Origin of the sequence: Pseudomonas shirazensis (genome assembly GCF_014268785.2) — a bacterium.
Classification (GTDB): domain Bacteria; phylum Pseudomonadota; class Gammaproteobacteria; order Pseudomonadales; family Pseudomonadaceae; genus Aquipseudomonas; species Aquipseudomonas shirazensis.
On sequence record NZ_JABWRD020000001.1, the window covers coordinates 1,283,689 to 1,299,196 of the forward strand.

14 protein-coding genes and 2 pseudogenes are annotated in these 15,508 nt (G+C 57.8%); 11 read left to right on the plus strand and 5 right to left on the minus strand.

The genetic code is table 11. From position 1 onward, the window contains the following. Nucleotides 1-294 precede the first annotated feature (294 nt). Complete coding sequence (locus HU736_RS05510) at nt 295-1,317, minus strand: zinc-dependent alcohol dehydrogenase family protein (protein WP_101319824.1); 1,023 nt, start codon at nt 1,315-1,317, stop codon at nt 295-297. A 212-nt stretch (nt 1,318-1,529) separates the two neighbouring features. On the opposite strand from HU736_RS05510, the gene HU736_RS05515 reads away from it, so the two are divergent. Together HU736_RS05515 and HU736_RS05520 are read left to right on the plus strand one after the other, a co-directional pair. After that, on the plus strand, nt 1,530-2,444 hold the full coding sequence (locus tag HU736_RS05515; protein WP_225912974.1) for a LysR family transcriptional regulator: 915 nt from the start codon (nt 1,530-1,532) through the stop codon (nt 2,442-2,444). 336 nt (nt 2,445-2,780) lie between these two features. Continuing rightward, nucleotides 2,781-2,996, plus strand: a pseudogene (locus HU736_RS05520) (transposase); the annotation flags it as partial. Between the two features lie 141 nt (nt 2,997-3,137). Here HU736_RS05520 and HU736_RS21765 read toward each other — a convergent pair. Genes HU736_RS21765 through HU736_RS05530 form a run of 3 tightly spaced genes read right to left on the minus strand, consistent with a single transcriptional unit; the run spans nt 3,138 to nt 6,543 of the window. Beyond that, complete coding sequence (locus HU736_RS21765) at nt 3,138-3,824, minus strand: hypothetical protein (RefSeq protein ID WP_225912975.1); 687 nt, start codon at nt 3,822-3,824, stop codon at nt 3,138-3,140. A gap of 56 nt (nt 3,825-3,880) precedes the next feature. Further along, nucleotides 3,881-4,582, minus strand: a complete 702-nt coding sequence (locus tag HU736_RS21770; protein ID WP_225912976.1) for a hypothetical protein — start codon at nt 4,580-4,582, stop codon at nt 3,881-3,883. Next, a complete protein-coding gene (locus HU736_RS05530; protein WP_225912977.1) occupies nt 4,582-6,543 on the minus strand; it encodes a hypothetical protein in 1,962 nt (653 codons plus the stop codon). Before HU736_RS05530 ends, HU736_RS21770 begins: the two co-directional genes overlap by 1 nt. A gap of 223 nt (nt 6,544-6,766) precedes the next feature. On the opposite strand from HU736_RS05530, the gene HU736_RS05535 reads away from it, so the two are divergent. The 7 genes from HU736_RS05535 (at nt 6,767) to HU736_RS05565 (ending at nt 11,754) form a co-directional block, all read left to right on the plus strand. Beyond that, nucleotides 6,767-7,084 (plus strand): type II toxin-antitoxin system PrlF family antitoxin, encoded by a 318-nt coding sequence (locus HU736_RS05535; protein ID WP_186700984.1) that lies wholly within the window; start codon nt 6,767-6,769, stop codon nt 7,082-7,084. Beyond that, a complete protein-coding gene (locus tag HU736_RS05540) occupies nt 7,084-7,545 on the plus strand; it encodes a type II toxin-antitoxin system YhaV family toxin (RefSeq protein WP_186700983.1) in 462 nt (153 codons plus the stop codon). The genes HU736_RS05535 and HU736_RS05540 overlap by 1 nt, the downstream gene beginning before the upstream one ends. 680 nt (nt 7,546-8,225) lie before the next feature. After that, entirely contained in the window at nt 8,226-9,428 is a 1,203-nt protein-coding gene (locus HU736_RS05545; RefSeq protein WP_186700982.1) for a zinc-dependent alcohol dehydrogenase, read from the plus strand. 18 nt (nt 9,429-9,446) lie between these two features. Then, nucleotides 9,447-9,680, plus strand: coding sequence for a PLD nuclease N-terminal domain-containing protein (locus HU736_RS05550; RefSeq protein ID WP_103437539.1), 234 nt, complete (start codon nt 9,447-9,449; stop codon nt 9,678-9,680). 186 nt (nt 9,681-9,866) lie between these two features. Next, nucleotides 9,867-10,724 carry a glucose 1-dehydrogenase gene (locus HU736_RS05555; RefSeq protein ID WP_186700981.1) on the plus strand — a complete coding sequence of 286 codons (858 nt, stop codon included), beginning with the start codon at nt 9,867-9,869 and terminating at the stop codon, nt 10,722-10,724. A 70-nt stretch (nt 10,725-10,794) separates the two neighbouring features. Beyond that, nucleotides 10,795-11,301, plus strand: a complete 507-nt coding sequence (locus HU736_RS05560) for a hypothetical protein (protein ID WP_186700980.1) — start codon at nt 10,795-10,797, stop codon at nt 11,299-11,301. A 9-nt stretch (nt 11,302-11,310) separates the two neighbouring features. Further along, nucleotides 11,311-11,754, plus strand: coding sequence for a DUF421 domain-containing protein (locus HU736_RS05565; protein ID WP_186700979.1), 444 nt, complete (start codon nt 11,311-11,313; stop codon nt 11,752-11,754). Nucleotides 11,755-12,014: 260 nt separating this feature from the next. Here HU736_RS05565 and HU736_RS05570 read toward each other — a convergent pair whose 3' ends face one another. After that, on the minus strand, nt 12,015-12,311 hold the full coding sequence (locus tag HU736_RS05570; RefSeq protein ID WP_103437543.1) for a DUF6555 family protein: 297 nt from the start codon (nt 12,309-12,311) through the stop codon (nt 12,015-12,017). A gap of 296 nt (nt 12,312-12,607) precedes the next feature. Here HU736_RS05570 and cyoA point away from each other — a divergent pair, with 296 nt between their 5' ends. Continuing rightward, the gene (cyoA, locus tag HU736_RS05575; protein ID WP_103437544.1) at nt 12,608-13,531 is read left to right on the plus strand and encodes a ubiquinol oxidase subunit II; all 924 of its coding nucleotides are present in this window, start codon (nt 12,608-12,610) and stop codon (nt 13,529-13,531) included. Between the two features lie 5 nt (nt 13,532-13,536). Beyond that, nucleotides 13,537-15,507 (plus strand): annotated as a pseudogene (gene cyoB, locus HU736_RS05580) (cytochrome o ubiquinol oxidase subunit I); the annotation flags it as partial. Nucleotide 15,508 lies beyond the last annotated feature (1 nt).

Below are 15,508 nucleotides of genomic sequence, written 5' to 3' on the forward strand. Positions count from 1 at the left end.
GCTAATGAGTTCGTCCTGAGCGATTAACGTCACAGCTCTGGGAATAAACTCTTCATCCAAGAATTAACGAGAAAACCATCGGCAAGCAAGCACAACAATCAAGCAGCTCAATCGTAAATTAGACGGGGAAGTTTCAGCGACAGGGTAAGCTGTAGGATATTTACTTAACACGTGTAGGATTTGTCCGAAGTAACGCTTTGATACGGAATTAGCCGCAATCAACAACAAAAAAGGGCCGCAATGCGGCCCTCTCAAAGGTGGGACTGATTACCGCCAGCCTGGCGGCAGCAGGTTTCAAACCTGGCCCATGTCCAGCACCACCCGGCCACCGCATGGGCACTCGTCCATGTAGCGATGAGCCTCGACCACCTGGCTGAACGGATACACCTTGATGATCTGCGGCGTCAGTAACTGATCAGCCGTGAACTGGTTGATATCGCGTAGCGCGCGCTGCAAGGCAACCTGGTCCTGGCTGATACCCAGCTCCGGCTTGCCGATGAAGTTGCCGATGCAGTGCACGTAGAACTGGATGTTCTTCTGAAACGCAGCACACGCTGGGAATGGCGTCTGGTTGCCACCCTGCAAGCCATACAGCACCAGGCTGCCACGCGGCGCCAGAACATCGCCCAACAGCGACATTTGCGGCCCACCCAGGCCGTCGAGGACCATGTCCACGCCGCGCCCGTCGGTGTACTTGCCGATCTGCATGAGCAGATCCTGCTCCTCAGTGACGATGACTTTGTCAGCGCCCAGGCCCAGGAGGTATTCGCGCTGTTCCGGGTCCTTGGTTGCAGCAAACACCTTCAAGCCCAGCGCCTTGCCCAGCTGGACAAACGCCGGCCCGGCGCAATGGCTGGCATCAGTGACCAGCGCGGTCTGGCCGGCTTTGGCCCGCGCCAGATCAACGTAGGCGAAGTAGGCAATGAGCAAGGGCGTGTAATGCACGCTCGCTTCGACCGGAGAGAGAATGTCCGGGTAGCGGGTGATCGCCGTGCGCGGCAAGACGATAACGTCACCGTACACCGGATGATCATTGGCGCTGGTGGCCGGGAAGCTCGCTACCCGATCACCAACGGCTATATCGTCGACGCCAGCGCCTACTGCGGTGACCACGCCGGCCATTTCCTGGCCGATGCCGGCTGGCAAGCGCGCCTTGGACGGTGCCAGGTTCTGCCGCCAGAGCACGTCATACCAGCTGACGCCAATCGCTTCGACGCGGATCTGCAGCTCGCCGGCAGCGGGCGACGGCGCGCCCTGCTCCTCGATGCGGAGCACATCGGCGGCGCCGAAGGAGTGGAATCGGATCATGCGGGACATCGCATACCTCGCCTGTGTGAATCTCGTATTACCACGAACTTTATCCGGGCTTTCACCGTTAGACCATCAGTGGTGATTAATAGTCGACATGCCTGTCATTGATTGGGCCCCCTGCAAAATCGCAGATTGGCTCCCGGAAATCGGTGCAGGGTAACAGCCTTTGGCCGTAAGATTCACCCCTGCCCACCTCTGGCGATAGGCTAAGCGCATCGATGAACCGTAACGACCTGCGTCGTGTAGACCTCAACCTGCTGATCGTGTTCGAGACCCTCATGCACGAACGCAGCGTGACCCGCGCCGCCGAGAAGCTGTTCCTCGGCCAGCCCGCGATTAGCGCTGCGCTGTCGCGCCTGCGCAATCTGTTCGACGACCCGCTGTTCGTGCGTACCGGCCGCAGCATGGAGCCTTCGGCGCGTGCTCAGGAAATCTTCGCCCTGCTCTCCCCCGCGCTCGACTCGATCTCTACCGCCGTCAGTCGCGCCGCCGAGTTCGACCCGGCTACCAGCACCTCGGTGTTTCGCATTGGTTTGTCCGACGACGCCGAATTCGCCCTGCTGCCGCAGCTGCTCAAACGCATCCGCGCCGAGGCGCCAGGTATCGTGCTGGTGGTGCGCCGGGTCAACTACCTGTTGATGCCGACCCTGCTCGGGTCAGGCGAAATTTCGGTAGGCGTGAGCTATACCAGCGACCTCCCGGCTAACGCCAAGCGCAAGGTGCTGCGCCGCAGCAAGCCCAAGCTGCTGCGCGCGGACAGCATGCCCGGCAGCATCACCCTGGACGACTTCTGCGCCCGGCCGCATGCGTTGGTGTCGTTCGCTGGCGACCTGTCCGGGTTCATCGATGAAGCGCTGGATGAGATTGGCCGCAAGCGCCATGTGGTGCTGGCGGTGCCGCAGTTCAATGGGTTGGGGAGTTTGCTGGGCGGGACCGACATTGTTGCCACGGTTCCGGATTACACCGCCGCAGTGCTGACAGCAGGCGGTGGGTTGCGGGCCGAGGATCTGCCGATTGACGTGCAGAGCTTTGAGTTGCATATGGCCTGGCGTGGAGCGCAGGATAATGACCCTGCGGAGCGGTGGTTAAGGTCGCGGATACAGATGTTCTTTGGCGACCCTGAGAGCCTTTAGGGGCTTCGCGCATGCTTGTTAGCTGATCATTCTGCGTTTTTCTAGCCTCAAAAAGCCATTTAGTTCCAGCTAATTGCTACATTTGGGGCATATTTGAGGGCATGCTTTGGATGGATTGAAAAGGATGCCCCCAACCGAAGATGCTCAGCGCTTTCGGTAATCTGCCAACCACGCTGTTCCTCTTGGTGCCAAAGACTGTATTCGCAGTGATTTTTCGCTTTCCAGAGTGCTCCCGAGAGTAGGACCGCCGCTTAAGCTCACCACCTTCGAAAACCAGTCTGCTCCAACAGACCTGGCGCGTAGGATTATCGACGCTAACCAACGGCCAGAGATTACCGAGCCATGAAACGCAAGCCGAAGCCCGGCCTCCCGCGGCTATTCGACAAGCCCAAGTACCGGGAGCGGGATGTCATCGAGCGTCTATTGGGCTGGCTGAAAGAGCACCGCCGGCTGGCCAAGCGTTACTGCAAACTCGCAACAAGTCATCTCGCCATGGTCACATTGGCCTGCTGCCGGCGATGTTTAAAACATCTCTCTTCGTACAGTGCCTAGAACAAAGCTACAGCAGTATCGATGGCACTCGTTCGCTTGGACTGACTGAGTCAGCCTTGCGCTGACTGGTCGCCCAGCTCAAGGGCGTCACGGCGCGGTATCAGTGCCGCCCTACCCCGTCAGCGTGGAAGCGACAGCTGATTAGACAAAGAAGACCCCGCCCTTCAACACCTCATCGAACGCTTCCAGCGTGCTGTCCCGCTGAAGTATCCGAACTTGCCAGAGATAGAATGACCGAACCGCTTGGCCTTCAGAGGCCGGCACTTCGCGGTAGGCCGTTCCGCGCGACACCAAGGCTGCACCACAGGCCCCACTCAGCTGCGTCGGCCGCACCGGCCCCCAGCCCGCATTCCAATGGGAATAATCCGCAACCACTTGTTCGCCATCTAGGACCTCAAGCATACCGCCTTCTTGGCGCACCTCGATTTGAGCAGTCTGCACGAGAGTAGGCACAAATAATCTAGATGGATAGAGGTTCAGCTGCAGGTATCCCATGCGATCAAAGTCAACCCGTCCCGCCAAAGGCAAAGACGCCGACGGGTCTTCCAGAAGCTCATCAATAGGCATTCTACGCAGCCATATCTTTCCGTCGAGCGGCTTCGTAGGAACGCTCGACAGCGTAGGCATGTCGTGCCAGTAGGTATCGATATGTACTGCCAAGTCCTGATCCGCCACCTCACGTTCACCGACCTGCAACCAACGCACCAGCGTTACCTCAACACAACGCCCCATCGTCATCTCTACGGGAGAGCTGAGCGCAACTAACTCATCGCCGGGCCGCTCGGCCGCAACGCGGTCGACGACACCTCGCAGGATTTCCTCAATCACCTTTGAGTCCCCACTGAAGTCCCCCCGCATCAGCCCCCATGCGGGACGTGACGGACTCAGCGCAGCCAGCGCTGGATGAACGGGCAGTGCTTTAAGCGCGTAATGGCGAACGACGCCGGCCGGCAGCCCCCCCCAACTGTTCTGCAACCACCAAGGTTACGCAGATAGGCAGAAATCCCACGAAGGGCGGCACGACTCGAGTACGGCCCCACGAATCCTTCGCCCAGCGACTGCGCAAAGTGCCAGAAGTCCCCCTGCATGGGCGACTCAGGATAAGCCGTCTGGTTCTGAGTCCATTCGAACGCCATCTGGCGGACTAGCGGGAGCGAGGTCCGATTCTCTAGCCGGCTCAGATTCGTTCGTAAGTTCCTGGCCAGTTGCAGCCCCTGCATGCCATCGAAGTCAGCGGGGATCTCGAAGTCTGGAGGCGCCACTTTAAGGTCGACATCGAGCGCCTGCGCCTCAAAACCGAGGGCCTCTAAGAACAGGTTGGACAGCAGGGACGGTTTGGGTGTGCGCTTCAACAAGTCCAGATTGGCAACGTATCCGTCCACCGCCGCAGCAATCCAGAAAATGCAAAGCGCCTCGACGACTTCCGCCTCAAGCTTGCACGAGTTCAGCAATCTCAGGAGCGCAGCCTCGGTTTCTGCCGCTGTGGCAGGGGCGCCCAGTCGTTTTGCCAACTCCTGCATTGTCCACCATCGGCCTGCAGGTATTGGCCATCCGAGACGAGCAATGAGAATTCGAAGATCGTCCATCACTCCTCCTGAAGGTCTACTGTCGCCAGTTCGACTCCCCAGCGCGGCACAGTCAGGGGTAGCGTTCGAGTATCTTCGAGTACGCAATCGACCATCACCTGCGCAAATGCGACCGCTTCATCAATGCGCTTTTGCTTCGCATAGAAATAGACCATGGCTTCGCCCGGAGCCAATCGCGGCCGCTCTGGCTCACCGAACATGGAATAGGTCGTTTCACTTACGAATTCGTCGCACCGCTTCGGGTAATGCTTCTTCACAAGGTCCAACCGTGCCAGCGTCTTCTCTTCGCCCTCCATGAAGTTCATCCACCCGCCACTGTTGATCTGTGCCTCCACGAGATACTTCCAAGCCGCCTTCAGACCACTCATTTTGCGTCGGGTGTGGAAGGCGTGACCGGACATATGAAGTAAACCACGGCCCAGTCCCCGGGCCGACAACAACGGAACATCGAGCGCCTCGAGAAGCCGCTTCCCTTGACCTTTACCCTCCCAGTACCGATACCAGTCCTGGACCACCGCTTCGTCGTCGTAGCCACGACCCGAGAGACGATCCAGCAAAGCCTCCAGTTGTTCGGGCTCGAAGGTTGAGACATCACCATCAAAAGGTTTTTGATCGGTGTTAGAGCGAGTATGCTCCTCGCGATCCAGCACACCGATATCCCATCCTCCGTGAGCGATGAGTTCCTGCAGTCGCTCAGCGGCACCCGGAATACCCTCTTTGGAAAGGCGCTGCAGCACGTTGCCAACATTCGGATGCAACCCTGTGCGCATCAGCGCGTCAAGCTGCCAGCCAGACTTCACGCCCTGCTCAATGTAGGTACTCAGGCTATTCTCAGCCGCAGTCCACTGCCCCGCACTCACATGCTCTTCATATTTGGTCACTAATGCGGCAGGAGTCAGCTTGGCCAGCAACACGTCTGCCTCGGCCAACACATGTCGGGTACCACTGCCGTCCGTGTAGTCGAGCACCGAGTGGACTTGAGAAGCCACCTGCGCCAGCAGTTGGCGTGCAGCCTCTGGCGCGGGGTCGACCAGGAAGCCTATCGCATCAAGAGTCTTGCTCAACGTCGGGTCTTTGCGATGCGAAAAGCCAGTTGCCAGCTCCCAGGTCTGTCGACATAGTTCACGCGCGGGGTCCTCCAAACCATGCGCAACGGCGATTCCACACAGTTGCAGCGGCGTCTGCAAATGCACGCTGGTCTCCTGACGAACTTCCGCATCAAAAAGCTCGTGTTGGGATCTCACAAAGGTTGCGGCGGCCTCATGGGACATCTTCGTCAAACGTCCAGAGGCATACTGCTCACGGAAGGACACGGCATCGAACCACTTGAAGGTCCGTGAGGCGGACAACGTAGCCTCCGTCAGATCAGCTTCGACGTCATGGCCTAACAGGATGCTGCCGAGTCGGACATCACAGGCCACGCGATGCAGCGCTGCCCGAAAATCATCAGCCGATGATTGCCAGTCGTAGCTTTGTCGAAAATGTCGGTACTCGAGCGGCTCCAGTAACTCATAGAGGTCATGGAAATCCACAAACTCTCCTCGCCACCAGCGATTCGCAACCTGTGTCGCGACGCCCGAGAGGGCATTCAGGAAGTCTGTAATGTTTTCTCGATCCGCATAAACTGGTGCGCGTACAATGCTGAATTCAGTTTGCGCCTCTGCGGCCATGCAAAAACTCAAATGCACGGTACTGAAAAACCAGTGGTGTACTAACCTCGCCAGCCCCACCCTCCGTTTACGGTAGTCCAGCTCCAGCCAATCAATCGGGATATCCGCACTCAAGGGCGTAACAGACAGTGTGCAGCCAGCCCTGATAGCAGCAACATAGGGTGTCGTCGAGAGCTCAATGAAGTCGGGACGCTCGACAATGCTGACATTGACTTGAGCCGCAGCTCGGAGGCAGGCATCGCTGACCACATGCTTGCGCCAGCCGTCACCCATCGACGCTGCGAGTGACATCAATTCGTCCAGTTGCCCCTCTGCGGCCATCAACCGTACGCACGGCAACCACCATTCCGGATGAGCCCGTCCCGAGAAACCTCTTATGTCCCTGGAAGTGGTGTCACACATCCTGCGGCGCTATTGAGCGTCCTCCCCGCCTATGCTTGATCAGCAGAAAACCAAGATTGACCATGTAAGGATTATTCCTTACCATTGAATATGTACATCCGGGAGAACGCTCATGCCTGCCATCCACGAAATCGCGACATTGACCTCGAAGGGTCAGGTCACACTGCCCAAATCCGTTCGCCAACTGCTGGGCATTGACACCGGTGGCAAAATTGCATTCGACGTACGCGGGGGTGAAATCGTAGTCAGCCGCGTAGAAACCACCCACGAAGACCCTGCCATCGGTGCGTTCCTGGATTTGCTGGAGGCTGATATCCGAGGCGGCCGCAATCTCACCCCCCTGCCGGAAGACTTGGCGCAAACCATGCTCGCCAACGCAAACCACCCTGTAAACCTGGACGAAGATATCGACGGCGAGGTCGCGATCTGATGGTGCGACATGGCTGGACACTGTTGTTCCATGAAGGTGTGACTCTACAGCTACGCAAATTGCAAGAAGCCGCCGCCCGAGCCGAGCAGAACGACTCGCAAGGTTTTGAGAGCAACGCCAACGTCAAGCTGTTCCGGGCATTGAGCCATCTGATCATGGAGGCTGTGCCGGCCGACCCTGGCCGTGATGAGTTCCGCCAAGGCAACACGCTGGGCACCGCCTACCGACATTGGCGGCGGGCAAAAATCGGCAGGCGCTTTCGGCTGTTCTTTCGCTACGACTCGAGATCCAAGGTAATCGTCTATGCATGGGTCAACGACGAAAATACCCTACGCTCCGCAGGCAGCAAATCCGATCCCTACGCCGTATTCGAGAAAATGCTGGGCCGCGGCAACCCTCCTGATGACTGGGATGCGCTGACTGCTGCGACGCGTAGCCACTGGGACGAGCCCAAAGCGTAAGCGGCACGCTTTGGCGAGTGATAGCACGTTCAACACCGCCCTTCAGTGCGTCCACTATCGTCCACTCGTAACCACTACAGAAAGGGGTACTTCTGGGGGTACAAATTCAATTTCCCGCTCATAACTTGTTGATTAGCATGGATGCCCAAATGTTCTTTGGCGACCCGGACAGTCTGTGAAGTCAAGCAAGCCAACGCAGCAAATCTGAGCTTCCACGAGCCATTCACTGCGTAGGTATGCTTGTGCGCCAGTGCTCATCGCGGGACGAGAATGAGCTCAAGATTGGCCGGAAGGTCAGGTGCCTCCTAAAGAACAATCTGACGGCTAAAGTTTGGTTCTCCATGAATTGTCGGGGCACACCCGATGTGGCGGCACCACTGGCTGCTTCCGCCCTCACGGCCATCCATGGGCTCCACCTCCCTGCGCAAGACCTCAACTTGGCCTCATGAAGTCGTTGGTAGACAGCAACGGCAACGGCAGGCAGCGGTTTTTGCTTACCGTGAAGAACCTAAAGCCTTCAGGGAGTATCATTCGATACCAGTTGGGAGGTGATTGCTCAGCGCTTTTCACTGAAGAAATCCATACCCTGCCGCCCGGTTTATTGCTCTGAACTTTGCTGCCCATAATGCCTTCACCTGCATACCCATTATTCATTCATGCGGCTGCAGGAGTTGATCACGATGAGAGCACTGACCTACCACGGAGCCAACGATGTCAGAGTCGATACCGTCCCTGACCCCGTCATCCAGGAGACGGATGACATCATCCTCAGGGTGACCGCCACCGCCATTTGCGGCTCGGATCTCCATCTGTATCACGGCAAGATCCCGCAGACGGAAACCGGCGACATTTTCGGCCACGAGTTCATGGGCGTCGTCGAGGACGTCGGCAAAGGCGTGACTGATCTGCAAATTGGCGACCGCGTGGTGATCCCCTTTGTGATCGCCTGCGGCAGTTGCTTCTTCTGCCAGCACGACCTGTTCGCCGCCTGCGAAACCACCAACACCGGGCGCGGTTCGATCATCAACAAGAAAGGCATCCCACCGGGCGCCGCCCTGTTTGGCTATAGCCACTTGTATGGTGGTGTACCGGGGGGCCAGGCCGATTACGTGCGGGTGCCCAAGGCTAATGTCGGGCCCTTCAAGGTACCCACCACCCTGGGCGACGACAAGGTGCTGTTTCTCTCCGACATTTTGCCGACCGCCTGGCAGGCGGTCATCAACGCCGAGATTGGCCGGGGTTCTTCCGTGGCCATTTACGGTGCTGGGCCGGTCGGCTTGCTAAGTGCCGCCTGCGCCCGAATGCTCGGTGCCCAGACGATCTTCATGGTCGATGACAACGACTACCGCTTGGCCTACGCCCAGGATACCTACGGCGTTATCCCGATCAACTTCGAGCAGGATGACGACCCCGCCGACAGCATCATTCGCCAGACGCCGGGCATGCGTGGCGTGGATGCGGTCATTGATGCCGTAGGTTTCGAGGCCAAGGGGAGCACCACCGAAACGGTAATGACCGCACTGAAGATCGAAGGCAGCAGCGGCAAAGCATTGCGTCAGAGCATTGCAGCAGTTCGACGCGGTGGTGTGGTCAGCGTTCCAGGAGTCTATGCCGGTTTCATCCACGGCTTTCTGTTCGGTGACGCTTTCGACAAAGGACTGACGTTCAAGATGGGCCAGACCCACGTACAGAAATACCTGCCTGAGCTGCTCGAGCACATCGAGGCCGGGCGCCTGCAACCCGAACTGATCGTCACCCACCGTCTTGCTCTGGAAGAAGCGGCTCTGGGCTACAAGATGTTCGACCAGAAACAGGACAACTGCCGCAAGGTCATCCTCGTCCCCGGGGCTGCTGCCGGAACCTTGGGCCCTGACTACGTGTAACGCACGGGAGACAAGAATATGAACGATCTAGCGATGTACTTCTGGATCGCGATCGCGGCGAGTCTCCTGTTTGTTGACTTGTGGGCCATTGTCAGTGTGTTCAGAAGCGACAAATCCGATGCGACCAAGGCGCTATGGGCACTGCTGATCGTGGTGTTTCCCCTTGTGGGGCTAGCTATTTGGGGTATCGCTGGCCCGCGCGGGATCAAACGCGGCACAGGGCCGACCTCCGATGAACACAGCAAAGGTTGAGCATCCCGCACTCAACTGACCTAAGGGGTTGAGAAAATGATTGACCAAGCGACAGGCATGAAAAACGGCGAACGCTATCGTGTGGTAAATGTCGAGCGTGCTCATCACTTACTCATTCAGTTCAACAGTGGCTTCTCCAACCTTTCGAACTGAGGTGAGTGTTCTTAACTGCAGGAGCTTCCCACCATGAGCGACTACCCTACTCCTCCATTTCCATCCCAACCGCAAACCGTGCCAGGTTCACAGCGCAAGATGGAGCCTTATCCAGACTGTGGTGAACAGACCTATGCCGGTAACAACCGGCTTGAAGGTAAAGTCGCATTGATCACGGGTGCCGACAGCGGCATCGGCCGGGCTGTGGCCATTGCGTATGCCCGTGAGGGCGCAGACGTTGCCGTTTCCTATCTGCATGAGCACGAAGATGCGCAAGAGACTGCGCGCTGGGTTGAAGCTGCTGGCCGTCAGTGCCTGCTGCTTCCCGGCGATCTGGCGCAGAAACAACAGTGCTACGACATTGTCGACAAGACCGTGGCGCAGTTCGGTCGTATCGATATTCTGGTCAACAACGCCGCTTTCCAGATGGCTCATGAGAGCCTGGACGAGATTGACGACGATGAGTGGGTGAAGACCTTCGATACCAACATCACCGCCATTTTCCGCATTTGCCAGCGTGCGCTGCCCTCGATGCCAAAAGGCGGCTCGATCATCAACACCAGCTCGGTCAACTCTGACGACCCGTCACCCAGCCTGTTGGCATATGCCGCCACAAAAGGTGCGATTGCCAATTTCACCGCAGGCCTCGCCCAACTGCTGGGCAAGAAAGGCATACGGGTCAACAGCGTGGCACCCGGTCCGATCTGGACACCGCTGATTCCTGCCACCATGCCAGATGAAGCCGTCAGGAACTTCGGCGCGAGCTACCCGATGGGTCGTCCTGGCCAACCGGTTGAAGTCGCACCGATCTACGTCTTGCTGGCATCGGATGAAGCCAGCTACATTTCCGGTTCGCGCTATGCTGTGACCGGAGGAAAACCCATCCTGTAAGCGTGGTGCTGAGGCTCGCTATTGCGGGCCTCAGGACTTTCCCGCAGTGAGTGCGCTTGAGGAAATGGCCATGGCGAATGATGAACTGGTTTCAAGAAGTCTACCCGTCCAGGAAGACATGGCCATGCAGCAGCGCGTCTGGCGCTTCGAACGCGTGGGTTGGTATCTGCTGGTGGTCATTGTATTGCTTGGATTGGCCGGCCTCTTCGGCAATGGCCCTCTCAGTAATGCCCAGACCATCAGCGCGGATGGCCGGCTGCATGTCGAATATCAACGGCTCAGCCGAAGCGGAACGACTGACAACTTGCGTATTACTGTGCGCGGTAGCGCCCGTAAACCAATCATGTTGGAACTCGACGGTTCGCTGCTGAGCAAAGCCAGCATTGAAACCATTCAGCCTGAACCGCAAGCGTCGCTCTCACAAGGCAAGGCTATCTTGCTTGAGCTGGGTACCAGCGACGATGGGGTTGCCACTCTTTACCTGACGTTGCGCAGCGAGTATGTGGGCACGCTTGAAGGCGTGGTCAGGGCAGGTCCATCCAGTGCAGTCCACTTCTCCACCTTCCTGTTTCCTTAGGAGCCATTCATGGATTCGATCCTTCGCGCCGCAGGCATGTACATCGCATTGATGCTGTTGTTTCGCATCGCTGGAAGACGCTCTCTGGCGGACCTGACAACCTTTGACTTCGTGCTGTTGCTGATTATCGGCGAGGCGACCCAGCAGGCGTTGCTGGGTGATGACTTTTCCTTTACCAACGCCATGCTGGTCATCGCGACGCTGATCGTCCTGGATGTGGGCCTGTCGCTCGCCAAGCTGAATTCCAAACCATTAGCGCGGCTTCTGGATGGCCATGCAACGCTGGTCGTCGAGCACGGACGTTTTCTGCACCACCGCATGCGCAGAGCACGTCTGACGGAAGACGACATCCTCGAATCGGCACGTGATAGCCAAGGAGTTGAAAAAATCGAGCAGATCAAATTTGCCATTGTGGAGCGCAACGGAAAGATATCGATCATACCCGTCGAGTAAATCCCTTCATTTAGCTCTCACCAGGCTTTCCTTAGTTCTTCTGGCTTGCGCCTAGAAAGCTCATGGATAAACAGGTCGTCAACTGTCTTACGTGCAGGCATGTCGTGTCTCCTAAAGTATCACCGGGTTTCTTCGAAGGCTGCTGAGATACTATGAACGTCTTCACAGTACGCCCAAGCGCCTCGCGACATACCGCTCCCACCTCGGTTTTTAAAACGCCAGGACGGATTATCCCTGGCGTTTTCGTGCTACCGACGGCCTTATGCGTTGCTCGTGCCGCTGTTCGAGAACTTCTTGACATCGATAGGCGGAGCGACAAACTCGGCCCCTTGGCCTGACGCCCGCCAACGTACATCGGAAATGCCATACCGTTCCGCCATGGGCCGGCTGACCTTCTTTAGATTGTGCTGGCCAAATCTGGGAATGATCCCCACCCCCGCATCGCAGCTTGCCCAGTGCCAGGCCTCGGTGTTGTTCATCCGCTCAAGCCGGATGATGAAGGTCCGGAATTCTCCATGTAGCTCATACTCGATTACGTAAAGCTGCGGTTCTGCCATAGGAATCTCCTCCATTGATTCAGGCTAATGGAGCGAACGAACGCAAAAAAATTCAGCGATTCTGACTGACCGGTCATCGCACCTGTAGCGTCGCATTCGCGTGGCGGAACGAAAGCGCTACGACTTGCAGTTTTTTGGGTACTTCCACGTTGAACAGCCTGCCGGCTTGTGCAAAGCGTTCTTTTTGGATGATTGCCATTCGTCGTCTATGGGCGAATTGCAGTCAACCTTCCTGCCCTGCTCATCCTTCTAAATGAACAAGCCAAAACATTCGCCAACATTTACGGGACAAGGACATGGCAAACGTATCCACAAAGGGCACCCGGCTGCTCGGGCTGATGCTGCTGGGGCTCGTCATGTTGCAGGTGGCGGGCTGCGACATGGTGTTGTTCAACCCCAAAGGCCAGGTGGGGTTGGAACAACGCAACCTGATAATCCTGGCCACGCTGCTGATGCTGATTGTGGTGGTCCCGGTCATGATCATGGCGTTGGTCTTCTCGGTGCACTACCGGTCCTCCAATGAGAAGGCCCGCTACACCCCGGAGTGGAGCCATTCTCGGGCCATCGAAGCGGTGGTGTGGGGTGTGCCACTGGTCATCATCATCGTGCTCGGTATCGTGACCTGGCGCTCTACCCATGCTCTGGACCCGTATCGACCGCTCGAATCCGACAAGCCGTCGGTCAAAGTCCAGGTGATCGCCACCGATTGGAAGTGGCTGTTCGTCTACCCCGAACTCGGCATTGCGTCCGTCAATGAACTGGCAATGCCCGTGGATACGCCTGTGGACTTTCGCGTGACCGCTGATGGCGCCATCACCTCGTTCTTCATCCCTGCACTGGGCGGCCAGATTTACGCCATGGCTGGCATGCAGACGCAGTTGCACCTGATCGCCAATCACCCAGGCACCTACACCGGCATCGCCGCCAACTACAATGGCCCAGGGTTCTCGGACATGCACTTCAAGGCGCTGGCGCTTGACCAGGCTGGCTTCGATGCCTGGGTCGCCAAAGTACGCAGCTCAGAACGTCAGCTCGACCCGGACGGCTATGCCCGGCTGGCCAAACCGAGCGTCGCTCACCCGGTGGAGCATTACGCTGCGGTCACCCCTCAGCTGTTCCAGTCACTCATCGACAAGTATCAGGGCGTCAACCGTTCTCGCGAGGTCGAGCGGCGTTTGAGCGACCCGCAAGGTGAAACGCCGCAAGGCAGCAAGGAGTAACGCACATGTTCGGAAAATTGAGCTGGGACGCCATCCCCCTCGACGAGCCCATCATCATGTATACCCTCGCCGTGGTCGGTCTGATCGGCATTGGCGGGGTCGGTGCCATCACCTACAAGCGCAAATGGACGTACCTTTGGAAGGAGTGGTTCACTTCAGTCGATCACAAGCGCATCGGTGTGATGTACATCGTTGTCGCCCTGGTGATGTTGCTGCGCGGTTTCGCCGACGCGTTGATGATGCGCACGCAGCAAGCGATGGCATCGGATGGCTCACCCGGCTATCTACCGCCGGAACACTACGACCAGATTTTTACCGCCCATGGCGTGATCATGATTTTTTTCATGGCCATGCCGTTTGTGGTCGGCCTGATGAACATCGTGGTGCCGCTGCAGATCGGCGCGCGTGATGTGGCTTATCCGTTCCTCAACGCAGTGAGCTTCTGGCTGTTCGTCTCGGGCGCCTTGCTGGTGAATATCTCGCTCGGTATTGGTGAGTTCGCCCGCACCGGCTGGGTCGCCTACCCGCCGCTATCGGGCATCGGTTACAGCCCTGGGGTGGGGGTCGACTATTACATCTGGTCACTGCAAATATCCGGCATAGGCACTTTGCTGACGGGGCTGAACTTCTTCGTCACTGTTCTCAAAATGCGCACGACCGGCATGACACTGTTTCGCATGCCGGTATTCACCTGGACGGTGCTGTGTACGTCGATCCTGATTCTGGCAGCCTTCCCGATCCTTACCGCCACCTTGTTCATGCTTAGCCTGGACCGCTACTTGGGCATGCATTTCTTCACCAACGAGATGGGCGGCAACCCGATGATGTACATCAACCTCATCTGGGCCTGGGGTCACCCGGAGGTTTACATTCTGATTCTGCCAGCCTTCGGCATCTTCTCGGAAGTGGCGTCGACGTTTTCACGCAAGCGCCTGTTCGGCTACCACTCACTGGTGTGGGCGACCATCGTGATCACCGTGCTGTCGTTCATCGTCTGGGTGCACCACTTCTTCACCATGGGCGCAGGGCCGAACGTGAACGCCTTCTTCGGCATCATGACCATGATCATTGCCGTGCCCACCGGGGTAAAAATCTTCACTTGGCTGTTTACCATGTACCGCGGTCGGGTCCGTTTTGAAACGCCGATGTTGTGGACCGTAGGTTTCATCGTCACCTTCAGCATTGGCGGTATGACCGGTGTACTGCTGGCCGTGCCGGGCGCCGACTTCTTGCTGCACAACAGCCTGTTTCTGATTGCGCATTTCCATAACGTGATCATTGGGGGAGCAGTATTCGGTTACCTCTGCGGCCTCACCTACTGGTTCCCCAAGGCCTTTGGTTTCAAGCTCTATGACCCGCTGGGCCGCGCAGCGTTCTGGTGCTGGCTGGCCGGCTTCTACTTTGCCTTCATGCCCTCCTACTTCCTCGGTTTCATGGGCATGACCCGGCGCCTGAACCACTTCAACGTGCCGGAATGGCGCCCCTTCCTGTTACTGGAAATGGTTGGTGTGCTGATCATCCTCTGTGGCGTGGCCTGCCAGGTCATGCAACTGGTCGTGAGCATTCGCAAGCGCCACGAAAACCGCGACCACACCGGTGACCCATGGGACGGACGCACACTGGAATGGGCTACCGCGTCGCCGCCGCCGTTCTACAACTTCGCCGAGCAGCCGGTGGTCCACGGTATCGACGCGTACTGGGGAATGAAGGAGCGTGGCGTCAAGACATTGATCGAGGCGGATTTCCGCAAGATTCACATGCCCTGCAATACCAGCCTGGGCGTGGTGATCGGCGTGCTCAGCACTGTCCTGGGCTTCGCGTTGGTGTGGCACATCTGGTGGCTGGTGATTACCAGCCTGCTTGCCACAGTCGCAGTTTTGGTCGTACGTAGCTACGACCAGCATACCGAGTACTACGTCACGGCCGAGGAAGTCGAACGCGTAGAAACCGAACGGCGCCAACTGATGGCGGAGGCCA